Raw genomic sequence first — 24,358 nt, 5'->3', positions numbered from 1 at the left:
CCTTTAAGGCCCAAGGCTGCTTACGGAATCGATCCGATAAGCAGCCTATGTCGTATCTTCTTTCCCTTTCAACAATTCAATCAGTTTCTGCACTGGCTACGGTAACATGAATTCCCGCCCGAACGAGTAAATCAATCGTCGTAACAGCTTCGATCTCTTCGCTGCCGTGAGCGAGACAAATAAGGGCTGAGGTGTTCATATTCTTCCTCCTTGCGCTTAATATAATGATAAACAGTGGTATTTTCGGTGACAGACAAACCGTGAGTACGGGCTCGACGTATTAAATAACCGGTGATGTAGTCTATTTCTGTATGTCGCTGTGCCCGTATATCTTGCAGCATGGATGAATAATTCTCAGCGGTTTGCTCGATCACGTTCATGACGTAATCGATCAGGGTTTGTTTGGTGGTATGAATATTGTCATGTTTCATAACCTGATAAATTTCGTCACATAATGCCTGTATTTGTGCCCGGTGATGCTGCAAGTCACCATTTTTACAGTCATAGATGACGGTGAGAGGATTAATGACACAGTTGACGGCAAGTTTCATCCAACTGATAGCCTGTATTTCATTGTGCCATGCTACATCGGGCAGGGCGCTGTGTAAAATATCGGCCAGAGCGCTAAGTTTGGTGGTATTGGCTGTGATGGCACCAATATGAGTCATCCCATGTGACTTATAGTACACGATGTTATTTTTTCGATAGGCTCCATGTGTCGTTACGCCAAGTAAAATGGGGTTGGGCAGAGGTGTAAATTCTTCCTGGGTTCCCATGCCATTATGCAATAACAGGATTGGGCAATGGGGAGACAGTTTGTCAGCAAGGTGATTGACCGCGTCAGAGACTTGCCACGCTTTTAAACAAACGAGAAGTAGTTTGCTTTCAGCAAGGTGTTTCTCGTCATTGGCAGGAAACTGTTGATTAAAAGCCTGACCATTAAAGTTTTCGATCTGGACGGAAATAACAGGCTGTGGGACCCTTAGCCATCCCTGAACACTATGGTTCTGTTGGGATAAGGCGGCAAGCCAAAGTTTACCTATAGCACCACAGCCAAGAACAGTTATTTTCATATTTCTTCCTGATCTGAACATAGGATAATCGCAAAAAGCTCGTTGAGCTTCCCGAGTATAGAGCTTTTGCCAATAATGGAAAGCGGTTATCATGCCGATTTATTGATTAGCTGGAGGTGACGGGTAATGCCATCATTTGATATTGTTTCTGAAGTTGATATGCAAGAAGTGCGTAATGCAGTAGAAAACGCACAGCGTGAATTAAGCAATCGTTGGGATTTTCGTAACGTCCCCGCGAGTTTTGAATTAAACGAAAAGAATGAATCGATCAAAATTGCCAGTGAGTCTGATTTTCAGGTGAACCAACTCGTTGATATTCTGCGTGAAAAGTTTGCTAAACGCGGAATTGATGGTTCTGTCATCAATATTCCTGAAAATATGGTTCATAGCGGCAAAACGTACAGTGTAGAAGCGACCTTACAGCAAGGTATTGATACGCCGTTAGCGAAAAAGATTGTGAAGATGATTAAAGACAGTAAGTTGAAGGTACAGGCCCAAATTCAGGGTGAGCAAGTGCGGGTAACAGGTAAGGCTCGTGATGATTTGCAAAGTGTCATGGCATTGGTTCGTGGTGCAGAATTGGGGCAGCCTTTCCAGTTTACTAATTTCCGCGATTAGTTTCCGTCATTATCCTAATCGTGAACAATTAATCATAGTACGGTGTTTGGCAACACCGTACTTGTTATAAATACCCTAGCTATTGATGGGATAATACAAGTTGTTCTAACTGGTTGCGATTGGTTAGTTTAGTATCGACTTTGATATACGCACTGTGTTCTTCTGGTGCGATGACAATCTCTTTTACACCCGCTTGCGCCAATATCTTTTTCTCCAAAACCCCAGGGTTGCTGAGTTGTTCTGGCAAAATGAGCCTGATGCTGCTGACATAGGGGGGTTGCTGTAAGGTCAGGCTGATAATAAACCAGAGTGCGGTCAGCGCGATGCCTCCCATAAAGACGAGTGATGCACCTTGCCATTCGTAAAGTATTCCTCCAAGGAAACCGCCCAAAGCCACGCCAAGGAATTGACTGGTCGAGTAAACGCCCATGGCCGTGCCTTTGTAACCCGCAGGGGCTTCTTTGCTGATGAGTGAAGGCAAGATAGCTTCCATGATATTAAATGCAAGGAAGAAAATTTGAATGCCTGCAAAGATCCCCCAAAGATGCGATCCCTGAAACCATAAAACAGCTTCAGCGATGAATAGCATAGCGATACACAGCAAAAATACCTGCTTCATGCGACGTTTTGTTTCTGCGTAAATAATGAAAGGTAAAACGGCGACAAAAGAGATAAGTGTAGTAATTAAATAGACTTTCCAGTGTTGTTGTGGCGGAAAACCTGCTTTTTCCATAATAAGGGGAAGGGCAACAAAGCTCGACATCAATAAGGTATGCAGGCAGAGAATACCAAAATTGAGTTTGATGAGTTGGGGATCGAAAAGTACACGTTTGAAGCTGCCGCGAGCGATACCTGACTCACGATTTAATAAATGCTTATGTGTATTTGGTACAGCAAATAGTGTGATAAGTATCCCGCAGCAAGCCAAGATTGCAATTGCTCCAAAGAGACCATTTAAACCGATTTGGTGGGTGATAATAGGGCCGACGACAATGGCAAAAGCGAATGTAATGCCAAAGCTAATGCCGATAAATGCCATTGCTTTTGTTCTGTTCTGCTCACGAGTCAGGTCTGAAATTAATGCCATGATAGCAGCAGAGATTGCTCCCGTACCTTGTAAAGCTCGCCCGATAATAATTCCCCAAATAGAGTCGCTTAAAGCGGCAATAACACTGCCTAATGCGAAGATAAGAAGTCCACCGATGATTAAAGGTTTTCTGCCAATTTTGTCTGAAAAAAGCCCGAATGGGATCTGAAATATTGCCTGTGTTAAGCCGTAGATGCCAATGGCAATTCCAATAAGCGCTTCAGTCGCATCACGTAACGCTAAACCATAGGTCGTCAGAACAGGCAGAACCATGAACATGCCTAACATGCGCAGGGAGAAAACAGAACCTAAGCCCCATGTTGCCCGAAGTTCAAGCGGAGTCATTTTATTATCGTTCACGGATACCTCAAAAAAATCTGGTATGACATTTCAATTAGGTGAGAGCAAACGAAAAAAAAGCGTTTGTCACCGAATAAGTTGTCATTGAATAGAGATAAAAGAAAGGAAAAAGATGGCAGGGCTTACCCTGCCATCTTAAATATTACCAGACGTAAGTCAGTAGGTTTTCTGGAGATGCTGTTGAATCTACAGACATCATGACGCTTAATGACATGATAGCGACGATAGAAAACAGAAATAACTTACGGGCCCAAATACGGTCATTAGAGGTTTTATACCCTGATAATGCCATACCCAACCACCAGATGCTCACTGCGGCAGCGACGATAAGGTATTTATAACCCGCATAACCACTGATGGTCAGCATCAAAGTGGCAACCATAAAGGCCAGAATATACAGCGTGATGTGGTTTTTCGCGACGGAAATCCCTTTAATCACGGGTAATACTGGAATGTTGGCCGACTGATAATCTTTGAACCGAAAAATAGCAATGGCATAAGAGTGGGGCATTTGCCACAGGCTGAAGATCAGCAATAAGATCAACGCGCCTGTATCAAAATGCCCTGTTACTGCACAGTAACCAATCACGGGAGGTGCTGCGCCTGACAAGCTACCAACCAGCGTGCCATAAACAGATTTTCTCTTCATGTAGAGGCTATAAATCCCAACATAAACGATAAACCCGATGAGAGCTAACTGCATTGCTAAGACATTGGTTGCTACATAAAGCAGCACTATGCCAACAATACCTAACACTGAGGCGTAAATCAGGCTGATTTTCGGATCGATAAGCCCTTTCACAAGGACTCTTTCTTTCGTTCTTTCCATGATACGGTCAATATCGCGGTCGATATAGTTGTTGAATACACAACCTGATGCTACCACCAGCGATACCCCGACCATCGTTGCAAAGAACAAGGGGTAATCTATTACGCCCTTGGAAGCGAGTAGAAAACCACCAATCGCAGAAATTAGATTTCCGAAAATAATTCCTGGTTTGGTCACTTGCAGGTATTGCTTAATCATTCAAATCAACCCTTAATCAACCATCATATTGATGTTCAGGTTGTACATAATCCACAGAGAGCCAACAACAACGATAGCGATGACCAGTAATGTGAATATTAAGGCAACGAGGTTCCAACGCTCTTCAGATGATGTGTTCATGTGCAGGAAGCAGATGAAATGAACAAAAATCTGAATAACAGCCATAGCGACTACTGTCACCAGAATTGTGCTGTGTGAAGTAGTGCCATCCATTACCATCCAGAATGGGATCACGGTCAGTATGACTGACAGAACAAAACCCATTAGATAGGTTTTGAAGCTACCGTGGCTTGCGCCGGAATGAGAAGTATTTGGATGACTCATTACATAGCTCCCATCAGATAAACGACAGTGAATACACAAATCCAGACAACGTCAAGGAAGTGCCAGAACAGACTCAGGCAGTTCAGACGCACACGGTTCACATCAGTCAGGCCGCGGCGTGAAACTTGAACCATCATGATAACGATCCAAATCAGACCGATGGTCACGTGCAGACCGTGAGTGGCAACCAGTGCGAAGAAGGCAGACAGGAACGCACTACGATCAGGGCCAAAGCCTTCTGTGATCAGTTTATGGAATTCATAAACTTCCATTGAAACGAAGCCAAGGCCAAACAGGAAGGTAATGAATAGCCACAAATTAGCCTGACCCGCTTTACCTTTGTTCACGCCCAGCATGGCGAAACCATAAGTGATACTACTAAATAGCAGCAAGAAGGTTTCTACCAGTACAAATGGCAGTTCAAAAATATCTTTACCAGATGGGCCACCCGCAGTGCCGTTAACTAACACGGCATAGGTAGCGAACAGACTTGCAAACAGAATCAAGTCACTCATCAGGTAGACCCAGAAGCCAAATATTTTGTTGGCTCCTGTATCGTGGTGCCCATGAGTATCATGGGCGGCTGTGTTGTTAAGGGTTTGAGTCGACATTATTTCACACCTGCCTTTCTCAGATCTTCATAACGCTGATTTTCAACTTTTTCGATTTCAGCTACAGGAACGTAATAATCAACGTCTTCGTCAAAGCTTTTCACGATGCAACTGATGATGATGCCCGCGAAACTTGCAATAGCCATCCACCAGATATGCCAGATCAAAGCAAAGCCTAAGGTCAGACAGAAAGCACTGATGATCACACCTGCACCGGTATTTTTAGGCATATGAATTTCTTCATATTTAGCAGGACGCTTATATTCAGTTCCTTTTTCTTTCATATCCCACCACGCATCACGAGTCTGGATGTGTGGAACTTCCGCAAAGTTATAGAACGGCGGCGGAGATGAAGTTGACCATTCCAGGGTACGAGCACCCCATGGATCACCGGTCAGATCACGGTTCTGCTCACGGTCACGGATACTGACGTAGAACTGGATAACCTGACACAGAATACCAAGAGCGATAAGAACAACACCGCCTGCTGCAACCACCAGCAAAGGATGGAATTCTGGGTTGATATCTTGGCTCAGGCGACGGGTCATGCCCATGAAGCCCAGTGCATACAGAGGCATAAAGGCAACGAAGAAACCCGTGATCCAGAACCAGAATGCACGGACACCCCATTTTTCATTCAGCGTGAAACCAAATGCTTTCGGGAACCAGTAAGTTGTACCGGCGAAGCAGCCGAATACCACACCACCGATGATAACGTTATGGAAGTGAGCGATTAGGAACAGGCTGTTATGCAGTACGAAGTTTGCACCAGGTACGGCCAGCAGAACACCTGTCATACCACCAATAGAGAAGGTGACCAGGAAGCCAACAGTCCACAGCATTGGGGTTTTGAATTCAATACGACCACGGTACATAGTGAACAGCCAGTTGAAGATCTTAACCCCGGTTGGGATGGAGATAATCATTGTGGCGATACCAAAGAAGGCGTTAACGTTCGCGCCGGAACCCATGGTAAAGAAGTGGTGCAACCATACGATGAACGACAGGATGGTAATAACGATTGTTGCCCACACCAGTGAGGTATAACCAAACAGGCGTTTTTTCGAGAAGGTTGCAGTGACTTCGGAGAAAATACCGAAGACAGGTAGAACCAGTATGTAAACTTCAGGATGGCCCCAAGCCCAGATCAGGTTGATGTACATCATCATGTTGCCGCCCATATCGTTGGTAAAGAAATGGGTGCCCAGATAACGATCCAGGGTTAGCAACGCGATGGTGACTGTCAGGATTGGGAACGCAGCAATAATCAGGATGTTGGTGCACAGTGAAGCCCAAGTGAAGACGGGCATTTTCATCATGGACATACCTGGTGCACGCATACGCAGGATGGTCACAAAGAAGTTGACACCGGTCAGCAATGTACCGACACCAGAGAGCTGAAGGCTCCATATCCAGTAATCAACACCGACTCCCGGGTTGTACTCCAGACCAGATAGAGGCGGGTATGCCAACCAACCGGTTTGTGCAAACTCGCCGACTCCCAGAGAGAGGTTGATCAATACGACACCGACAACAAATAACCAGAAGCTCAAAGAGTTCAAGAATGGGAATGCAACGTCGCGTGCGCCGATTTGCAGAGGAACAACAATGTTCATCAGACCGACAACGAAAGGCATCGCCATAAAGAAGATCATGATAACGCCGTGAGCGGTGAAGATCTGATCATAATGGTGCGGGGGCAGGAAACCGGCTTCACCAGCGGAAGCTAAGGCTTGCTGTCCACGCATCATGATGGCGTCAGCGAAACCACGGAGCATCATCACCATGGCAACGACGATGTACATGACACCAATTTTTTTATGGTCAACGCTGGTTAACCATTCACTCCAAAGCCATTTCCATTTACGGAAATAAGTCAAGGAACCAACAACTGCCAGTCCCCCAAGCAAGATCCCAAGTAATGTCACCACAATAATGGGTTCATGTAATGGGACCGCATCCAGTGTTAATTTTCCCCACATGCTTTTATTCCTCAACACCTGAATGAGCCGGCTGACTCATATTCATATTATGACCCGCAGCTTCACCATGTTCTGTTTTGCCGTGAGCAGCCATACCATGCATGCCACCATGACCCATGTCACCCATGAATTTGGCGATAGTCTCTTGGAACAGTTTTGGTTTCACGCTTGAGAAGTATTCAACGGGATTGTTTTGGCTAGGTTTAGCCAACTCATTGAACGCTTGTACGGTATCCAGGGTTTTCGGTGATGCTTTCACTTTCTGTACCCACTCTTCAAAACCTGCACGATCATCAGTCGCGGTTGCAGTGAATTTCATACCTGAGAAGCCATGACCACTGTAACTTGCTGAGAATCCATCGTATTTACCCGCTGAGTTAGCAATCAGGTGCAATTTTGTCTGCATGCCCGCCATTGCATAAATCTGCCCACCTAACTGTGGGATGAAGAAAGAGTTCATCACAGAGTCTGAGGTGATTTTGAAGTTAACTGGAACATCTTTAGGGAATACGATTTCGTTTACAGTTGCGATACCCTGATCTGGGTAGATGAACAGCCATTTCCAGTCAAGGGAAATAACTTCAATCGTCACCGGTTTGACATCACTGTCCAATGGCTTATAGGGATCGAGTTCATGTGTTGTTTTCCATGTAATCGTCGCCAGAGTGATGATAATCAGGATAGGCACAGTCCAAACGACAAGCTCAATTTTATTTGAGTGTGCCCAGTTTGGACGATAAGTTGCAGATTTATTGGCTTCCCGGTAACGTAAGGCAAAAATAATTGCCATTACAATAGCCGGTATAACAACGATCAGCATCAAACCAAACGCTGTTAGTATCAGCGTTTTTTGTTCGACGCCGATCGCCCCTTTGGGATTCATCAATACCATATCACAACCACTTAGCATTAAGGTGGCTGCGAGTAATGACGATAACCCAATAGTTTTTTTGTATTTCATAAGTCTCATTGATCGACCCCAGATAACAAAAGCTTTATTGTCGTTTCATCAGTGCGGGCATTCTACGGTAAGGTTACCGGAGTGTAAACAATTGTAATAGAAGCAGGTTGGCTTGTAGGCTTTTTATGTTAGAGGGATCACATGTGATTCTAAATTTAACAAAACGTTAATTTCGGTTAGTTATCTTAATTAAGAAATCAAAATAGACAATTAATTTCAAATAACTCTCTATTTTAAAAGAAAAAGCCGTGATAAAAACCAAAGAAAAAATTCGGAAATATGCCTTGTTATCGGAGAGATAACTATGATTTATTGATTTCGATGAGCAACACCAGGCTGCTCATCGATTAAACTAATTATTAGAAGTTATATTTCACACTATAAACAATACCATCCTGCAAGAAATCTTCTCCCAGTTTGTTATCCGCATAGCGATATTGAACCCCAGTTGTAAAAGAAGGATGTGGAGTCCACCATAACGCAACAGCGCCATTGATACCCTCGCGTCCGCCGTTACCGTAGCGTTCATTGCGGTTCAATTCAATTTCATTCCAGTTTGTCACGCTGAATTTTTGTTCCCAAAGGTTGAAATCGTATCCTGCAACCCAGCCCACAACATAACCGTTATTGCCTGAATAGAAAGTTTGGTCAACATAGTGCAGTGCAACAAAAGGTTTGAACCATAGGCCAGCAATATTAGCATTATAGCCTAATCCATAGAGGGTATTAACTTCATGGAAGTTTCCACCGTTCGCTTTACCTGGTAAAGAATAGGTTCCATACACATGACCATAAAGGTTGAAACCCGTATCGCCTAGATAGAAACGACCCGTTGTCTTGAAAGTGTAACGTTGGTTATCACCTGATTGGGCTGTTTTACTGTTGAAAGGATTTTCTAAATCAGTGAAACCATAGAGTTCGCCCCAGCTAAATCCTGCTCCACCTTCCAGTTCTAAATAAGCAAAATCATCCTTATGCGAGGTTTGTCCGGTTTTATGAGTAGTATGTTTGCTCCAGTCAAGGTAGTTCATGCTGACATTGCCAAACCCCCACTGGTATTCCGCGCAGGCTGAAGCAGAAACTAAGGTTGCGGCAATTGCGGTGAGTGTCAAAATACGTCTTTTCATAAATTCCCTTTATATGGTTTTAAGATGGTGAACGATATTTCGAATAGTTCGAAATAATATGCGCCCAAATAATAATATTTGTTAGTTCAAATATAAATAATTTCACCCTGAAAAAGATGTTGTTCAGGCCACATAATTGTGAGTTTTTACTCGTCTTGTGAAGTTTGTCACTATGTAAACCAGCAACAGCCGGCTGAATTTTGTCAATCTGCCGTTGCTGGTAGATGTAAAAAAGGTATTAAGTGGTGACAGTAGATTAGGTGAGCTTACTTTTCTTTAATGCCAAATAATCCAATATTCCTCCTGAAAGAAGGCCTAAAATTCCTATGATTATGCTCCAGGATAACAGTGGGGATATCCACTCACTGATTTTATGCAGATATAGAATATATTCCGGCGATATAGTGTATATCAGAGACACTAAATGAATGATGATAAACAGTATGCTGCTGATAATTAACCAAGTTACAAACATCAGAGCAGATAATGCCATGATAATAAAAGTAAGTTTATAAGTATTCTTGAATAGTGTTCGGGGAATAAAACTATCATTTTTCTCAGAATAAGCCAGTGTCTTACGACAAGCGAACAACAACACAAGCCCCGGTAACCCGATAACAACAGAAAATAAGTAGAACGTTGACCAGCCATAGGCTTCGGCAAACCATCCCGCTACAGGGCCAACATAAACGCGGCCAACTGCTGATAATGCAGAAAGTAACGCGAACTGTGTTGCCGAAAATGATTTGTTACACAAGGTCATTAGCAGGGCAACAAAAGCGGCTGTTCCCATGCCACCACAGATATTTTCCAGAAAAATCGCCGCTCCCATTACATAGATGTCTTTAGGTGTAACAGCAAGTATCCAATAACCCAAATTTGAAATGGTTTGAAGAATGCCAAAGATCATCAGGGCACGGAACAGGCTCATCCTATGCATCAAATAACCACCGTACAATGCGCCGATAATGGTTGCGGTGAGTCCGAGGGTTTTATTGATCATGCCGACTTCGACTGGATTGAAACCAACACCCCGAATCAGGAAAGGGGTGCTGAGTGAGAGAGCAAAAGCATCTGTCAGTTTGTACAGTACAATCAGCAGCAGGATAATCCAGGCATTGTTGCGGCCGAAAAAGTCAAACAAGGGTTCGAGTACTGCCTGACGTAATGTTTTTGGCGGTGCTGTATTAATTTCCGGTTCTTTGGCGGTAAACGTGGCATAAACACCAATCAGCATCAGGCCTGCCATAACCCAATACATATTTTGCCAGCCGATATAGGTGGCAAGCAGTAAGGCAAATCCACCAGAAGCCAGCATAGCCAACCGATAACCCAGTACGGAAACGGCGGCACCTGATCCGCGTTCTTCTTGTGACAATAAGTCGGTTTTATAGGCGTCAAAAATAGTATCTTGAGAAGCGGAGAAGAATGCGACAGCAACAGCTAATGCAGCAAGCCACCATAAGTGTTGGGAAGGTTGAAGAAATCCCATTGCGGCAATACTGACTATCAATAAAAGTTGAGTTGTGAGCATCCACCCCCGTCGGCGTCCTAAAAAGGACGGGGTATACCGATCCATTGCGGGTGCCCAAAGAAACTTAAAAACATAGGCTTGACCAACCAAAGTGAAAAAACCGATAGTTCGGATATCGACATTTTCGACAGTCATCCATGCTTGTAACGTTCCAGCCGTGAGCGCAAGAGGCAGACCTGAGGCAAAGCCCAGTAACAGAAGGGTTCGATAGTTGCGTAACGCAGATAGGTTTAAATAACGGTGGTTAGTCATGGGCCTCCCAAAACTTTCCGCATACAATCTAATTTTGTCAGAATTAGGCAGAAAGTTTGTTTATTATCCTGTTAGTGGACGTTTTGTTTGATAAAGGTGCTGATTGACGCATCCTGAGCCATGTCTGCGATCACATCAGATAAGACAGTATTGACTGCATCAGCAATTTTTGTGTTTGTTGCTGCCAATGGTCCCTGAGCATTGTAGCTGGTACGATAGTTTTTGATTTGTTGACTACCGTCTTGAGCATAAGCAATGATAGAAATTTCAGCTTTGGCTGAAATATCATGACGAAGACTGCCTTCTTTCACATTGGCGTAGAGTTGATTGACTACGACCTGCAAATTGGCATTAGCGGGAGAGCCAATCATATAGCCGCGAGCCACCATTTGTTTTTCCAGCGCTTCTTGTAGTAAGAAGCGTACATCACGGGAAGGAACCAAGGTAACTAATCGCGCATTACGATTAATTTGGGCCAGGGCTTGAGATTGACGATGGTCGACCCCACTAATACTGACGGTAATCGCTTTCATGGTTGGATCTGCTGGTGGCAGAGTAATTTTAGGTTGAATGGCTAATGTGTTGCCTGAGTCTGCACAGCCAGATAAAAAGAAAAGCGTAATCAATGGAATAAATATTTTCTTTAGCATGTGGGTTTTCTCAATTCAAGATTCGGATATTCAATATTAATACTGATAGTTTAAACCGCTGTAATCATAGCATCGCCATGGGTAGCGGCATATCCCTGATGATTGAAACATGGTTTGAAATATCGTGAGAAATACCTGACGTAAATTCTGTTAAGGAGATTTGATTATCCCGATGTTATAAATCACGGGGAATAATCTAAAATCAATAATGTGGTTGATAAATAACCTTTGGTGATTTAGGAGAATGGGATGGTTCGTCAAGAAATAGAAACAAAGTTACAGGCGGCATTTCAGCCTTCTCATCTGGAAGTGACCGATGAAAGTTATCGTCACAATGTGCCAGCGGGTTCTGAAAGCCATTTTAAAATTATTATCATAAGCAATGAATTTGTTGAACAAAGAATGTTGAGTCGCCACCGCTCAATATATAGCCTCTTGGCTAAAGAATTAGAGGAAGGTGTACATGCTTTGGCACTGCATACTTATACGGAAAAGGAGTGGGCAGAACTAGCAGACACTGTTCTGGCTTCTCCGGCATGTCGCGGTGGAAGTACGACGACATCAAGCTTATGATTTTTCGAGTTAATTTCATAGCTTGTTTGTCTCTATTTTATTCATCTCGCTTTAATTTTAGCTAGCAGCCTTCGGGCTGTATTTTTTTATATGCATATTGCATAACAGTCTCATCATAAACAATATTATGACGTAGCCATTGAGCAACGCTTATCACATAAGTTAACGAATCATGCATGCTTTTGTCTGCAATTCTCGACTCATACTGTCTGCGCCGCTATAATGCTGCGTCTAAATTTTTAGAATGGTTTCGGGACGCTTCTGATCACAGGGATACTCGGTTTTTAAATGCGACCGCCCCGGTTCTTAAAGAGTACTGCAATCCGCTTGTTTTAAGCCTTGCAGCCATTCTGAAGTTGACCGAGCACTATGATTTTTTTGAGGTAACAAGATGCAAGTTTCTGTTGAAACCACTCAAGGCCTTGGGCGTCGTGTGTCAATCACCGTTCCTGCTGCCGATATCGAAAAAGCAGTTGACAGTGAACTGGTTAATGTAGCAAAGAAAGTCCGTATCGATGGCTTTCGTAAGGGCAAAGTGCCAATGAAGATCGTTAAGCAGCGTTATGGCGCTTCTGTTCTTCAGGATGTTCTGGGTGATCTGATGCAGCGCAATTTCATCAATGCGATCATTGAGCAGAAAATCACTCCGGCAGGCGCACCAAGCTACAAACCTGAACAGTTTAAAGAAGGTGAAGACTTCACTTACGCAGTTGAATTTGAAGTTTATCCAGAAATTGAACTGAAAGGTTTAGAAGAAATTGAAGTTGAAAAACCTGTTGTTGAAGTAAAAGATGCAGACGTTGACAACATGCTGGACACGCTGCGTAAACAGCAGGCAGATTGGAAAGAAACCGATGAAGCAGCGGCTGCGGAAGATCGTGTCACTGTTGATTTCACTGGCTCCGTTGAGGGTGAAGAATTCGAAGGCGGTAAATCAACTGATTTCGTTCTGGCAATGGGCCAGGGCCGTATGATCCCAGGTTTTGAAGAGGGTATCGTTGGGCACAAAGCAGGCGAAGAATTTACTATCGATGTGACTTTCCCAGAAGATTACCATGCAGAAAATCTGAAAGGTAAAGCTGCAAAGTTCGTGATCAACTTGAAAAAAGTTGAACAGCGTGAACTGCCAGAGCTGACTGAAGAGTTCATCAAGCGTTTTGGTATTGCTGATAGTACTGTTGACGGTTTGCGTGCCGAAGTTCGCAAGAACATGGAACGTGAACTGAAAAATGCTGTTCGTAACAACATCAAAACTCAGATTCTGGACGGTTTGGTTAAGGCTAACGACATTGAAGTTCCTGCGGCTGTTGTTGATGGTGAAATTGATGTACTGCGTCGTCAGGCTGCTCAACGTTTTGGCGGTAGCGAAACACAAGCTCTGGAACTGCCACGTGAACTGTTCGAAGAGCAGGCTAAACGCCGTGTTGTTGTTGGCTTGCTGTTAGGCGAAGTTATCAGCAGCAATGAGCTGAAAGTCGAAGAAGATCGCGTTACTGCGTTGATCGAAGAGATGGCAGCCGCTTATGAAGATCCAAAAGAAGTTGTAGAATACTACAGCAAAAATAACGAAATGATGAACAACATTCGCAACATTGCTCTGGAAGAGCAGGCTGTTGAATTTGTTCTGAGCAAAGCGAAAGTTTCTGAAAAAGAAGCTGGCTTCAATGAACTGATGAATCAAAATCAATTGGCATAAGTTTCATTTATTGAATGCCTGAGATGATGAAACCTCACTCTCAATGAAGTGAATCGAAGTAAACCCGCAGGCTATGCTTGCGGGTTTTTTTATTGTTCTTGAAAAAAACAGATTTAACCTCATATCCTTTCTTACTATTATGTAAGAGCTTACTACTTTTTAGAAGGGGAAAAGCCCCTTGTTAGGTAACTTTGGATCATGGTCATCATCGCTTATCTCAAGTAGAATCAGTTATGAATGGCACCCGCGTGAGTTCTATTAGGAGACGGAAATGTCATACAGTGGCAAGCAAGATCAATATGCACCTAACATGTCTTTGGTGCCGATGGTGGTTGAACAAACAGCACGTGGCGAGCGTGCATTTGATATCTTCTCCCGCTTATTAAAGGATCGTATTATTTTTCTGACTGGGCCTGTTGAAGATCATATGGCGAACTTGATCGTTGCCCAAATGCTATTCTTGGAAGCAGAAAATCCAGAAAAAGATATTCATTTATATATTAACTCACCAGGTGGGGTTATTACGGCAGGCATGTCTATTTATGACACGATGCAGTTTATCAAACCCGATGTGAGTACTATTTGTATGGGGCAGGCCTGTTCAATGGGAGCATTCCTGCTGACCGCTGGAGCAGAAGGGAAGCGTTTCTGTCTGCCAAATTCCAGAGTTATGATTCACCAGCCATTAGGTGGTTTCCAGGGACAGGCGACTGATATTGAGATCCATGCGCAGGAAATCATCAAGGTGAAAGCGCGGATGAACGAATTGATGGCGAAACATACCGGACAGCCACTTGAGAAGATCGTTAAGGATACAGAACGCGATCGTTTCTTGTCAGCCGAAGAGTCCGTAGAATACGGGTTGGTTGATAGTATATTCACCCAGCGCAGCTAATTATTAATTAATTTATTATTCCGATGCTAGCCTTTTCTCTAAGCGTTTCTTGATGTTGACGCCAAACTAGCCGGAGTAATAGCGTTTTTTCTGTTATGCCAGACAAACTGGGATAACAGTTCATAAAGTGAGGTTGACTGATGACAGATAAGCGCAAAGACGGTTCAGGAAAGCTGCTGTATTGCTCTTTCTGCGGGAAAAGCCAACATGAAGTACGGAAATTAATAGCTGGCCCGTCAGTGTATATCTGCGATGAATGTGTCGATTTATGTAACGATATCATTCGCGAAGAAATTAAAGAGCTAATACCACATCGTGAGCGTAGCGCATTGCCGACTCCTCATGAAATTCGCCAACATCTGGATGATTATGTTATCGGCCAAGAAACAGCGAAAAAAGTGTTAGCAGTTGCGGTCTATAACCATTACAAGAGATTGCGTAATGGTGACGCCACGAACGGTGTGGAACTCGGCAAAAGTAATATTCTGTTGATTGGCCCGACAGGTAGTGGTAAGACGTTGTTAGCAGAGACATTAGCTCGCTATTTAGACGTTCCGTTTACTATGGCTGATGCCACGACATTAACCGAAGCGGGTTATGTCGGGGAAGATGTAGAAAATATTATCCAGAAACTGCTGCAAAAATGTGATTACGATGTGCAGAAAGCACAGCGTGGTATCGTGTATATTGATGAAATTGATAAAATTTCCCGTAAATCTGATAACCCATCAATTACTCGAGATGTGTCAGGAGAAGGGGTTCAGCAGGCCCTGTTGAAACTGATTGAAGGCACTGTAGCAGCGGTTCCTCCTCAAGGTGGTCGTAAGCATCCACAGCAGGAATTCTTGCAAGTTGATACGTCCAAAATTCTGTTTATCTGCGGCGGTGCGTTTGCCGGCTTGGATAAAGTTGTCAGCCAGCGTTTGAATGTCAGTTCAGGTATTGGTTTTAGTGCTACAGTTAGGGGTGAATCAGAGAAAGCCACAGAAGGTGAATTGCTGTCTGAGGTTGAACCGGAAGATTTGATTAAATTTGGGTTAATTCCTGAATTCATTGGTCGTCTGCCTGTTGTGGCAACGCTGACCGAACTTAACGAAGAAGCACTGATCCAGATCCTACAGGAACCGAAAAACGCGCTGACCAAACAGTATCAGGCCCTGTTTAACCTTGAGGGTGTTGAACTGGAGTTCAGAAAAGAAGCATTGACTGCCATAGCGAAAAAAGCAATGGCACGTAAAACGGGGGCTCGTGGTCTTCGTTCAATTGTTGAGGATGTTTTATTGGATACAATGTACGATCTGCCATCAATGGAACATGTAGAGAAAGTTGTCGTTGATGAAACGGTTGTTGAAGATAACTCCGCACCATTATTGATATATAGCAAGCCGGATGCCCAAGTTTCTGGTGAGTGAAGAAATGGGGTATAGGAAGCAAACCGATTATCAATACGCATTGAAAAAAACAAATGAGGGATTCTCCCTCATTTTGTTTTTTGCCGATATAGGCTATTGAATGTAAGATTCTTGTCCCCATATATTTTATATTCTTTGAAGTGAAACTCGTGAAAACCGTGTTTCACGAGATTCCTAAAACTGGCGAAAGCTAAACGAAGAGAGAGCTCTATGAATCCTGAGCGTTCTGAACGCATAGAAATCCCTGTATTGCCTTTGCGCGATGTCGTGGTTTATCCACATATGGTGATCCCTCTGTTTGTTGGGCGTGAGAAGTCGATTCATTGCCTGGAAGCAGCAATGGAGCATGACAAACAAGTCATGTTGGTCGCGCAAAAAGAAGCATCTACTGATGAGCCGGGAGTCAATGATCTTTTCTCCGTAGGTACAGTGGCTTCTGTTTTACAGATGTTAAAGTTACCAGATGGCACAGTAAAAGTTCTGGTTGAAGGCTTGCAGCGTGCTCGCATTACCACGTTGACGGATAATGGCGAATATTTCTATGCACAAGTTGAATACTCTGAATCCCCTGACGTTGATGAACGTGAGCAAGAAGTTCTGGTAAGAACGGTTATTAACCAGTTTGAAGGTTACGTCAAACTGAATAAAAAGATCCCACCAGAAGTATTGACTTCGTTGCACAGTATTGAAGATGCGGCAAAATTAGCAGATACCATCGCAGCACATATGCCTTTGAAAATCAACGATAAGCAGACAGTTTTAGAAATGTCTAATGTTGTTGAGCGCATTGAATATCTGATAGCAATGATGGAATCAGAAATCGATCTGTTACAGGTAGAAAAACGTATCCGTAATCGCGTTAAAAAACAGATGGAAAAAAGCCAGCGCGAGTACTACCTGAATGAGCAAATGAAAGCTATTCAGAAAGAGTTGGGTGAGATGGATGATGCGCCTGATGAATATGAGACGCTGAAACGTAAGATCGAAGACGCGAAAATGCCGAAAGAGGCTCGCGAAAAAGCCGAAGCTGAATTGCAGAAATTAAAAATGATGTCTCCGATGTCGGCTGAAGCCACGGTTGTTCGTAGTTACATTGATTGGATGGTGCAAGTTCCTTGGGTTTCACGTAGCAAGGTAAAAAAAGATTTAATAAAAGCTCAGGAAGTACTGGATACAGACCATTATGGTTTGGAGCGTGTCAAAGAGCGTATTCTTGAATATCTTGCGGTACAGAGCCGCGTTAGCAAGCTGAAGGGACCAATACTTTGTTTGGTAGGGCCTCCTGGTGTGGGAAAAACCTCATTGGGCCGTTCTATCGCACGCGCAACTGGGCGTAAATATGTGCGTATGGCATTGGGGGGGGTACGCGATGAAGCGGAGATCCGTGGACATCGTCGTACTTATATTGGCTCAATGCCGGGCAAATTAATCCAGAAAATGTCCAAAGTAGGGGTTAAAAATCCACTGTTCTTGCTAGATGAAATCGATAAAATGTCATCCGACATGCGTGGCGACCCAGCTTCAGCATTGTTAGAAGTACTTGATCCTGAACAAAACGTAGCATTTAACGATCACTACCTTGAAGTTGATTACGATCTCTCCGATGTTATGTTCGTGGCAACCTCTAACTCCATGAATATTCCTGCTCCATTGCTGGATCGTATGGAGGTCATTCGTCTATCGGGCTATACCGAAGATGAAAAACTGAATATTGCCAAACGTCATCTGCTGCCAAAACAGATCGAGCGTAACGCTCTGAAGAAAGACGAATTGACTATCGATGATGGTGCAATTATTGGCATTATCCGTTACTACACTCGTGAGGCTGGTGTTCGTAGTTTAGAACGTGAAATCTCTAAATTGTGTCGTAAAGCGGTTAAAGCATTACTGATGGATAAGAAACTTAAGCACATCGAAATTAATGCGGATAACTTGAAAGATTATCTGGGTGTGCAAAAAGTGGATTATGGTCGTGCTGATACAGAAAATCGAGTTGGTCAGGTAACTGGCCTGGCATGGACAGAAGTTGGTGGTGATTTGCTGACGATTGAAACAGCCAGTGTGCCAGGTAAAGGTAAATTGACTTATACCGGTTCATTGGGTGAAGTGATGCAGGAATCCATCCAGGCGGCATTGACAGTCGTTCGTGCTCGTGCTGATAAGTTGGGTATCAGCTCTGATTTCCATGAGAAACGTGATATTCATGTTCATGTACCGGAAGGAGCGACTCCAAAAGATGGTCCCAGTGCGGGGATTGCAATGTGTACAGCGTTGGTCTCTTGCCTGACGGGTAATCCAGTTCGTGCTGACGTTGCCATGACAGGGGAAATTACGCTGCGGGGTTTAGTACTGCCAATCGGGGGCTTGAAAGAGAAACTGCTGGCAGCACATCGTGGGGGAATTAAAACGGTTTTGATCCCAGATGACAATAAACGAGATCTGGAAGAGATCCCACAGAATGTGATCCAAGATCTGGAGATCCACCCCGTTAAACGTATAGAAGATGTATTATCTATCGCTTTGCAGGAACCCACATTTGGCGCAGAAGTTGTATCACTAAAATAGTACAAAAATAGTGAGCTAACTCAAGAACTGTGTATAAAATTCAGGTTGGTGAGAACATTCAGGCTTGCCAGCCTTTTTTTGTGTCATTAAGTTAGATTAGTCTAATTATCTGATTAAAAATTTTGCTGTTCCATGATTTCTTGCTAATACTGGAAAAGGATTGATATGACGGTATAACTGTCGTGTTATCTGTTGTAAATCGGTTTCCGTTACGAGAGTAATACTAAAATGGGGATGATAAGAGTGAACAAGTCACAACTGATCGACAAAATTGCTGCTGATGCCAATATTTCTAAGGCAGCAGCCGGACGTGTAGTAGATGCATTCATTTCTTCCGTATCTGGTGCATTGAAAAACGGTGATGATGTCGCTTTAGTGGGGTTCGGTACGTTTATTGTACGTGAGCGTGCTGCGCGTACAGGTCGCAACCCTCAGACAGGCAAGGAAATCAAGATCGCAGCAGCAAAAGTACCTGCTTTCCGAGCTGGAAAGGGATTAAAAGATGCTGTTAATGGCTAATGAGTAGGAAACAGGCTCTGGTTTTTGTTATTGAAATAAACTTCAACTGACTAGGCCGTGTTGATAGGCTAGAATATAAGCGCATCAATTGATTGGTGCGCTTTTTTTCTCTTAGCGTTTGAATTGTCGTAATATGACAGTTTCTTTTTCACTAAAGCGGAGTTTTACGTCTTTATGATGGATAACCTACGCACGGCGGCGAACGGTCCTGTGCTCAAAATTGTGTTGGCTCTAATTATCCTGACTTTCCTGGTGACGGGGGTAACTGGTTACCTATCAAGCGAAAGTGGTAATTATGCAGCCAAAGTGAATGGCCAAACCATTAGTCGTGCTCAGCTAGAGCAGGCATTTTTGCAAGAAAAAAATGTTCAGCAGGAGAAGCTGGGAGATGAATTCTCAACTTTGTTAAGCGATGAACAGATGCTACAGCAGCTTCGGCGCCAATCATTGGAGAGACTTATCAATGCCACTTTGATTGAACAGTATGCCCGTAAGCTGGGTTTATCAGCAAGCGACAATCAGGTTGCACAGGAGATACGTAACCTACCGTTTCTCCAGGCTGACGGCCAGTTTGATAACAACAAATATCAGGAGTATTTAAACTGGCTTGCTCATTCAAACATCAGCCCTGACAATTTCGCGGAACAGGTTCGTCAGGAATTGATTAATCGTCAATTGAGGCAAGCTGTTATAGGCGCGGAAATTGCGTTACCGACCGAAGTAAAACAGGAAGCAGCATTATTTCTGCAAAAAAGGACAGTACGTTTTGCGACTCTTGAATTAAAATCAATTGAGGAGAAACAAACAGTTACCGATGAAGAACTGAAAAAATACTATGACGTTAATAGTCAGCATTTTACTGTGCCAGAAAAAGTGAAAGTCAGTTATATCAAAATGGATGCTGCCGATGAACTGAAAGATGTCACTGTATCAGATGCTGATATCGAAAAATTTTATAAAAACAACCTGGCAAAATACACCAAACCTGAACAGAAAAAGTATAGCTTTATTCAACTGGATTCAGACTCTGTCGCCAAATCGGTTTTGGATGAGTTAAAAAAAGGAGCTGATTTTAGTCAATTGGCGTCAGAAAAATCGACTGACAAATTTTCTGCTCAAAAAGGTGGTGATTTAGGCTGGATGGAAGAACGCTCTCTGCCTAATGAGATTAAGTCAGCGAATTTGACACAGAAAGGGCAGCTTTCAGATGTGGTCAAATTATCTAATGGATATGCCATTTTTCGTTTAGATGATATTAAATATCAGGAAGTCAAACCGTTGGCGGATGTGCGTTCGGAAATAGAAAAAATTGTTAAGCAGGAAAAAGCCGTTGATGCTTTTTATGCATTACAGCGGAAAGTGAGTGATGCCGCAGCGAATGATAATGAGTCTTTGGTAGCAGCAGAGAAAGCGGCGGGTTATCAAGCTGTGACCACGGACTGGTTTGATCGCGATCATGTTCCCACTGATATTAATTTCAACCAAGTTGTTCAGGCTGTTTTCTCTGGCAATTTGATTGATGATAAAGGTGCGACAGGAATTAACTCTGATGTTATTTCGGTTGAAGGCGATAGAGCTTTTATTCTGCGTGTTGACGATGTTAGGCCTGAAACAGTCCAGTCGTTTGAACAGGCCAAACCTGAAGTTACTGAATTGGTAAAACGTCAGAAAGCAGAAAAACAACTTCAGATTGAAAGTGAAAAACTCCTGGCCGCCCTGAAAGAAGGTAAAGGTGAGCAAGTATTGAAAACCGCAGGAATTCAGTTCGAGCAGCCTACCGTGATAAAACATCTGCCACAAACCAATCAGGCTACCGATGTGGCATTCACTTTACCTCATCCTAAAGCGGGTAAGCCTGTATATGGATTAGCTCAAGATGAACTGGGTAACGCTGTACTTATCCAGTTGGATAAAGTTGTTCCGGGATCTGTCACAGATGATCTGCTTAAACAGTATATGGTGGGTTATCAGTATCAGACCGGTAATATCACGCTCGAGTCACTAATCATGAATTTACGTGATGGTGCGGATATTAAAATTGGTCAACTGGAATAAAATTGCGAAGTTACTCGCATCTGCTTTTGCAAAATAGTAATTGAAAAAGGCCACTTTCGTGGCCTTTCGCATATATGAACCTTGCCTGTTGCCCGGAAATATTGTTGTGGCAATCTTTCTTTCACCAATAAAACATGGAGAGATTTATATGAAATATTTAAGGATAGTATTTAACTCACTCATGATGGCATTGTGCATCAGTATGCCGTTGTCTCATGCAGCTACCGTTAATGAATCCACTGATAAGTTGGTGAAACAACCTGTTGACCAACATAAAACTACCATTGAAAACAGTAAGGTGAAAGAGGGGGAAGAGCAAATCTCTGGCCAGCAGATACAAGAAAAAGGCGTTGTTAATATTAATACTGCGAGTGCTGAAGAATTAGCGAAAGAACTCAATGGGGTAGGCGCTAAAAAAGCACAGGCAATTGTTGAATATCGTGAAAAATATGGTTCTTTTACAGCAATAGAACAATTGCAAGAAGTACAAGGTATTGGTCCGATTTTCATAGAGAAAAATCGAGATAAATTAACTTACTAAGTATTAAGGCCCTCTTGTGCATTCATCAGTAATTTGTTCAAGAGGGCTGTGATATCGATCAAGAATAATTGATTAAATGCCATTGTAGTTAAATTGGTTTGCTATTGTTACATTTTGTCTGGTCGGATGAGTGTAAGGAAAAAATAGTAATGAGTACAATTATCAAAGTCAGGGGTTACCATATTGATCTTTTCCAGCACGTGAACAATGCTCGTTATTTGGAATTTATGGAAGCAGCTCGCTGGGATTTACTTACTGAAGATGACACGCTGGAATGGTTAAATCGTAAGAATATTGGTTTTGTTGTGGTGAATATCAATATTAATTATCGCCATCCCGCCGTGATGACAGATGAGCTGGAAGTGAAATCTTCGATGCGGGAGTTACGTAATAAAAGTGGTACATTTTTTCAGGAAATTATACGCCGGGGTGATAATCAAATTATTGCAGATGCTTTAACTACATTTGCTTGTATTGATTTGAAAACGCAAAAAGCGTTAGTTTTAGAAGGTGAATTACGAGAAAGGATGGAAGCCTATAAAAACAATGCCGAATAACGATAAAATAAAAATGTGGAATGAGAGGTTCCACGAACCTCTCACAGATCACGTTGATGAGATCGTTTCGATTAACTGAGATGGGTTTTGGCTTTCATATCTAACATCGTGGCTTGGGCATTGCTTAAATAATGCTTTAATCCCTCAGCTCTGAGATGGCAGGCAGCGCATTCACCGCATCCATCACCCTGAATACCGTTATAGCACGTAAGGGTTTTATTGCGAACAAAATCCAATTTTTGATAATAATCTGCCAATGCCCAAGTTTCCGCTTTGGTTAACCACATTAGAGGGGTTTCGAAACGAATATCACGAGCGATACCAAGGCTGACTGCTTTATTGAGTGCTTTAACAAATTCATCACGGCAATCTGGGTAGCCCGAAAAATCGGTTTCACAAACGCCAGTAATAACGACTTCAGCTTCAACCTGATAAGCATAAATTGCCGCCAGGGTTAAAAATAATATATTACGGCCAGGCACAAAAGTACTAGGGAGGCCACTTTTTTCACTTTCACTGAAATCGGGTACGGGAATATTGTCTCTTGTCAGGCTACTGATGGCGAGTTCGTTCAATAAAGTCACATCAAGGACTTTGTGGGCGGCAGCGCCCAATTCTTTGCTTATACGACAAGCGACATCAATTTCAGCATGATGGCGCTGTCCATAATCAAAGGTGACACAGTGAACTTCGTCATATTGGTGGAGTGCCTGAATTAAACAAGTGCTGGAATCCTGTCCACCACTGAATACAACAACGGCTCGTTTCATGATACCTACCTCTGTAAATTGAAGGAGATATGTTACTCATAACCGTTTAACTTGGGTAGTTGTGTTAGATACTGTGTGATATCACCGATATTATTACGCACCCACTCTGGGTTGTAATAGGTATCAAGATAGCGTTCCCCACTATCACAGAGTAATGTCACAATTGCCCCTTGTTGGTTGTTATCGTGCATTTGCTTGGCGAGTTGTAAGGCTCCCCAGACGTTAGTTCCTGTTGATGCTCCCGTTTTTCTGCCAATTAATTTTTCAAGCCAATAAATGGTAGCAATTGTGGCAAGATCGGGAACTTGGATCATGTCATCGATAACCGTAGGGATAAAAGAAGGTTCTGCGCGTGGGCGGCCAATTCCTTCTATTTTACTGCCAGTACCTCCGCAAATATCACGGCGGTTCTGATGGTAGCAATCGTAGAAGACGGAGTTCTCTGGATCGACAACAATGAGTTTAGTGTTATATCCCTGATAGCGGATATAGCGCCCAAGTGTCGCAGATGTGCCACCTGTTCCTGCACTCATAACGATGTAAGTTGGTTCAGAAAAAGGCTCTAGTTGCATCTGGCGGAAAATACTTTCTGCAATATTATTGTTTCCTCGCCAGTCAGTTGCTCGCTCGGCATAGGTAAACTGATCCATGTAATGACCATTAAGCTCTTTTGCCAGGCGCTCTGATTCTTGATAAATCAAGGCGGAATGCTCTACAAAATGACATTTACCGCCATAGAACTCAATCTCTTGAATTTTGCGTTTAGCAGTACAGAAAGGCATAACAGCAATAAAGGGTAAACCAAGTAAGCGGGCAAAATAAGCTTCCGAAACAGCAGTACTTCCAGATGAAGCTTCAATAATAGGCGTTCCTTCCTGGATCCAACCATTAGTAAGTGCGTAAAGGAATAGGGAACGTGCAAGCCGATGTTTGAGGCTACCCGTGGGATGAGTGCTTTCATCTTTGAGATAGAGGTAAATACCCGGAAATATTGGGAAGTTAAGACGAATAAGATGTGTATCAGCGCTGCGTTGATAATCAGCTTGGATAGCTTTTATGGCATTTGTAGCCCATAAAGACGACATAAATTGACCCTAAATAATAATACCGTAGTGGTATATAGATTACCCTTACATTTGGAGAAATAG

22 protein-coding genes and 1 pseudogene are annotated in these 24,358 nt (G+C 43.1%); 10 read left to right on the top strand and 13 right to left on the bottom strand.

Annotation, left to right across the window (positions count from 1 at the left end; all coding sequences use genetic code 11):
- Nucleotides 1-79: 79 nt before the first annotated feature.
- A pseudogene (locus AAY47_RS22545) lies at nt 80-181 on the bottom strand (DJ-1 family protein); the annotation flags it as partial.
- Entirely contained in the window at nt 132-1,073 is a 942-nt protein-coding gene (panE, locus tag AAY47_RS03270) for a 2-dehydropantoate 2-reductase (protein ID WP_047766844.1), read from the bottom strand. The pseudogene AAY47_RS22545 and the gene panE, both read right to left, overlap by 50 nt.
- 126 nt (nt 1,074-1,199) lie before the next feature.
- Between panE and AAY47_RS03265 the strand changes: the two genes are divergently transcribed.
- Entirely contained in the window at nt 1,200-1,691 is a 492-nt protein-coding gene (locus AAY47_RS03265) for a YajQ family cyclic di-GMP-binding protein (protein ID WP_047766842.1), read from the top strand.
- Nucleotides 1,692-1,770: 79 nt separating this feature from the next.
- Here the strand turns inward: AAY47_RS03265 and AAY47_RS03260 are convergent, their stop codons facing one another.
- The 9 genes from AAY47_RS03260 to AAY47_RS03220 all read right to left on the bottom strand — a co-directional run bounded on the left by AAY47_RS03260 (nt 1,771) and on the right by AAY47_RS03220 (nt 11,627).
- Nucleotides 1,771-3,138: an MFS transporter gene (locus AAY47_RS03260; RefSeq protein WP_047766840.1), complete on the bottom strand. Its 1,368-nt coding sequence runs from the start codon at nt 3,136-3,138 to the stop codon at nt 1,771-1,773.
- Between the two features lie 142 nt (nt 3,139-3,280).
- Nucleotides 3,281-4,165 carry a heme o synthase gene (cyoE, locus tag AAY47_RS03255; protein WP_047766838.1) on the bottom strand — a complete coding sequence of 295 codons (885 nt, stop codon included), beginning with the start codon at nt 4,163-4,165 and terminating at the stop codon, nt 3,281-3,283.
- Between the two features lie 12 nt (nt 4,166-4,177).
- Nucleotides 4,178-4,510 carry a cytochrome o ubiquinol oxidase subunit IV gene (locus tag AAY47_RS03250; protein WP_047766836.1) on the bottom strand — a complete coding sequence of 111 codons (333 nt, stop codon included), beginning with the start codon at nt 4,508-4,510 and terminating at the stop codon, nt 4,178-4,180.
- Nucleotides 4,510-5,121 (bottom strand): cytochrome o ubiquinol oxidase subunit III, encoded by a 612-nt coding sequence (locus tag AAY47_RS03245; protein WP_047766834.1) that lies wholly within the window; start codon nt 5,119-5,121, stop codon nt 4,510-4,512. The genes AAY47_RS03250 and AAY47_RS03245 overlap by 1 nt, the downstream gene beginning before the upstream one ends.
- Nucleotides 5,121-7,103 (bottom strand): cytochrome o ubiquinol oxidase subunit I, encoded by a 1,983-nt coding sequence (cyoB, locus tag AAY47_RS03240; RefSeq protein ID WP_047766832.1) that lies wholly within the window; start codon nt 7,101-7,103, stop codon nt 5,121-5,123. Before cyoB ends, AAY47_RS03245 begins: the two co-directional genes overlap by 1 nt.
- 4 nt (nt 7,104-7,107) lie before the next feature.
- The gene (cyoA, locus tag AAY47_RS03235; protein WP_047766830.1) at nt 7,108-8,073 is read right to left on the bottom strand and encodes a cytochrome o ubiquinol oxidase subunit II; all 966 of its coding nucleotides are present in this window, start codon (nt 8,071-8,073) and stop codon (nt 7,108-7,110) included.
- 350 nt (nt 8,074-8,423) lie between these two features.
- Nucleotides 8,424-9,191, bottom strand: a complete 768-nt coding sequence (locus AAY47_RS03230) for an outer membrane protein OmpK (protein WP_047766828.1) — start codon at nt 9,189-9,191, stop codon at nt 8,424-8,426.
- Nucleotides 9,192-9,447: 256 nt separating this feature from the next.
- Nucleotides 9,448-10,977 carry a muropeptide MFS transporter AmpG gene (gene ampG / locus AAY47_RS03225; protein ID WP_047766827.1) on the bottom strand — a complete coding sequence of 510 codons (1,530 nt, stop codon included), beginning with the start codon at nt 10,975-10,977 and terminating at the stop codon, nt 9,448-9,450.
- Nucleotides 10,978-11,048: 71 nt separating this feature from the next.
- Entirely contained in the window at nt 11,049-11,627 is a 579-nt protein-coding gene (locus tag AAY47_RS03220; protein WP_047766825.1) for a lipoprotein, read from the bottom strand.
- A gap of 249 nt (nt 11,628-11,876) precedes the next feature.
- Between AAY47_RS03220 and bolA the strand changes: the two genes are divergently transcribed.
- The 9 genes from bolA (at nt 11,877) to AAY47_RS03175 (ending at nt 22,440) form a co-directional block, all read left to right on the top strand.
- Entirely contained in the window at nt 11,877-12,200 is a 324-nt protein-coding gene (gene bolA / locus AAY47_RS03215) for a transcriptional regulator BolA (RefSeq protein WP_047766823.1), read from the top strand.
- A 391-nt stretch (nt 12,201-12,591) separates the two neighbouring features.
- Complete coding sequence (tig, locus tag AAY47_RS03210) at nt 12,592-13,896, top strand: trigger factor (protein WP_047766821.1); 1,305 nt, start codon at nt 12,592-12,594, stop codon at nt 13,894-13,896.
- Nucleotides 13,897-14,167: 271 nt separating this feature from the next.
- Nucleotides 14,168-14,791: an ATP-dependent Clp endopeptidase proteolytic subunit ClpP gene (gene clpP / locus AAY47_RS03205; protein ID WP_047766819.1), complete on the top strand. Its 624-nt coding sequence runs from the start codon at nt 14,168-14,170 to the stop codon at nt 14,789-14,791.
- A gap of 140 nt (nt 14,792-14,931) precedes the next feature.
- The gene (clpX, locus tag AAY47_RS03200; RefSeq protein ID WP_047766817.1) at nt 14,932-16,203 is read left to right on the top strand and encodes an ATP-dependent protease ATP-binding subunit ClpX; all 1,272 of its coding nucleotides are present in this window, start codon (nt 14,932-14,934) and stop codon (nt 16,201-16,203) included.
- Between the two features lie 210 nt (nt 16,204-16,413).
- Complete coding sequence (gene lon / locus AAY47_RS03195; protein WP_047766816.1) at nt 16,414-18,768, top strand: endopeptidase La; 2,355 nt, start codon at nt 16,414-16,416, stop codon at nt 18,766-18,768.
- A 234-nt stretch (nt 18,769-19,002) separates the two neighbouring features.
- The gene (hupB, locus tag AAY47_RS03190) at nt 19,003-19,287 is read left to right on the top strand and encodes a nucleoid-associated protein HU-beta (RefSeq protein ID WP_285811832.1); all 285 of its coding nucleotides are present in this window, start codon (nt 19,003-19,005) and stop codon (nt 19,285-19,287) included.
- Nucleotides 19,288-19,461: 174 nt separating this feature from the next.
- Complete coding sequence (gene ppiD / locus AAY47_RS03185; RefSeq protein WP_047766811.1) at nt 19,462-21,342, top strand: peptidylprolyl isomerase; 1,881 nt, start codon at nt 19,462-19,464, stop codon at nt 21,340-21,342.
- A 148-nt stretch (nt 21,343-21,490) separates the two neighbouring features.
- Nucleotides 21,491-21,883, top strand: coding sequence for a ComEA family DNA-binding protein (locus tag AAY47_RS03180; RefSeq protein WP_047766809.1), 393 nt, complete (start codon nt 21,491-21,493; stop codon nt 21,881-21,883).
- A gap of 149 nt (nt 21,884-22,032) precedes the next feature.
- On the top strand, nt 22,033-22,440 hold the full coding sequence (locus AAY47_RS03175) for an acyl-CoA thioesterase (RefSeq protein WP_047766808.1): 408 nt from the start codon (nt 22,033-22,035) through the stop codon (nt 22,438-22,440).
- A 71-nt stretch (nt 22,441-22,511) separates the two neighbouring features.
- On the opposite strand, the gene queC is transcribed toward AAY47_RS03175, so the two are convergent.
- Nucleotides 22,512-23,210, bottom strand: a complete 699-nt coding sequence (gene queC / locus AAY47_RS03170) for a 7-cyano-7-deazaguanine synthase QueC (protein WP_047766806.1) — start codon at nt 23,208-23,210, stop codon at nt 22,512-22,514.
- Nucleotides 23,211-23,242: 32 nt separating this feature from the next.
- Nucleotides 23,243-24,295, bottom strand: coding sequence for a PLP-dependent cysteine synthase family protein (locus tag AAY47_RS03165; protein WP_047766804.1), 1,053 nt, complete (start codon nt 24,293-24,295; stop codon nt 23,243-23,245).
- Nucleotides 24,296-24,358 lie beyond the last annotated feature (63 nt).

The organism is Xenorhabdus griffiniae (genome assembly GCF_001028135.1).
Lineage (GTDB): Bacteria > Pseudomonadota > Gammaproteobacteria > Enterobacterales > Enterobacteriaceae > Xenorhabdus > Xenorhabdus bakwenae.
This window is presented reverse-complemented; position numbering and strand designations above follow the sequence as displayed.

What these genes read in the sequence shown, in the direction of transcription:
- cyoB (WP_047766832.1), bottom strand. Translation starts at nt 7,103, where the DNA reads ATGTGGGGAAAATTAACACTGGATGCGGTCCCATTACATGAACCCATT.
- panE (WP_047766844.1), bottom strand. Translation starts at nt 1,073, where the DNA reads ATGAAAATAACTGTTCTTGGCTGTGGTGCTATAGGTAAACTTTGGCTT.
- ppiD (WP_047766811.1), top strand. Translation starts at nt 19,462, where the DNA reads ATGATGGATAACCTACGCACGGCGGCGAACGGTCCTGTGCTCAAAATT.
- tig (WP_047766821.1), top strand. Translation starts at nt 12,592, where the DNA reads ATGCAAGTTTCTGTTGAAACCACTCAAGGCCTTGGGCGTCGTGTGTCA.
- cyoE (WP_047766838.1), bottom strand. Translation starts at nt 4,165, where the DNA reads ATGATTAAGCAATACCTGCAAGTGACCAAACCAGGAATTATTTTCGGA.
- AAY47_RS03175 (WP_047766808.1), top strand. Translation starts at nt 22,033, where the DNA reads ATGAGTACAATTATCAAAGTCAGGGGTTACCATATTGATCTTTTCCAG.
- AAY47_RS03250 (WP_047766836.1), bottom strand. Translation starts at nt 4,510, where the DNA reads ATGAGTCATCCAAATACTTCTCATTCCGGCGCAAGCCACGGTAGCTTC.
- AAY47_RS03245 (WP_047766834.1), bottom strand. Translation starts at nt 5,121, where the DNA reads ATGTCGACTCAAACCCTTAACAACACAGCCGCCCATGATACTCATGGG.
- ampG (WP_047766827.1), bottom strand. Translation starts at nt 10,977, where the DNA reads ATGACTAACCACCGTTATTTAAACCTATCTGCGTTACGCAACTATCGA.
- hupB (WP_285811832.1), top strand. Translation starts at nt 19,003, where the DNA reads ATGATAAGAGTGAACAAGTCACAACTGATCGACAAAATTGCTGCTGAT.
- AAY47_RS03180 (WP_047766809.1), top strand. Translation starts at nt 21,491, where the DNA reads ATGAAATATTTAAGGATAGTATTTAACTCACTCATGATGGCATTGTGC.
- AAY47_RS03265 (WP_047766842.1), top strand. Translation starts at nt 1,200, where the DNA reads ATGCCATCATTTGATATTGTTTCTGAAGTTGATATGCAAGAAGTGCGT.
- AAY47_RS03165 (WP_047766804.1), bottom strand. Translation starts at nt 24,295, where the DNA reads ATGTCGTCTTTATGGGCTACAAATGCCATAAAAGCTATCCAAGCTGAT.
- AAY47_RS03220 (WP_047766825.1), bottom strand. Translation starts at nt 11,627, where the DNA reads ATGCTAAAGAAAATATTTATTCCATTGATTACGCTTTTCTTTTTATCT.
- clpX (WP_047766817.1), top strand. Translation starts at nt 14,932, where the DNA reads ATGACAGATAAGCGCAAAGACGGTTCAGGAAAGCTGCTGTATTGCTCT.
- AAY47_RS03230 (WP_047766828.1), bottom strand. Translation starts at nt 9,191, where the DNA reads ATGAAAAGACGTATTTTGACACTCACCGCAATTGCCGCAACCTTAGTT.
- queC (WP_047766806.1), bottom strand. Translation starts at nt 23,210, where the DNA reads ATGAAACGAGCCGTTGTTGTATTCAGTGGTGGACAGGATTCCAGCACT.
- cyoA (WP_047766830.1), bottom strand. Translation starts at nt 8,073, where the DNA reads ATGAGACTTATGAAATACAAAAAAACTATTGGGTTATCGTCATTACTC.
- lon (WP_047766816.1), top strand. Translation starts at nt 16,414, where the DNA reads ATGAATCCTGAGCGTTCTGAACGCATAGAAATCCCTGTATTGCCTTTG.
- clpP (WP_047766819.1), top strand. Translation starts at nt 14,168, where the DNA reads ATGTCATACAGTGGCAAGCAAGATCAATATGCACCTAACATGTCTTTG.
- bolA (WP_047766823.1), top strand. Translation starts at nt 11,877, where the DNA reads ATGGTTCGTCAAGAAATAGAAACAAAGTTACAGGCGGCATTTCAGCCT.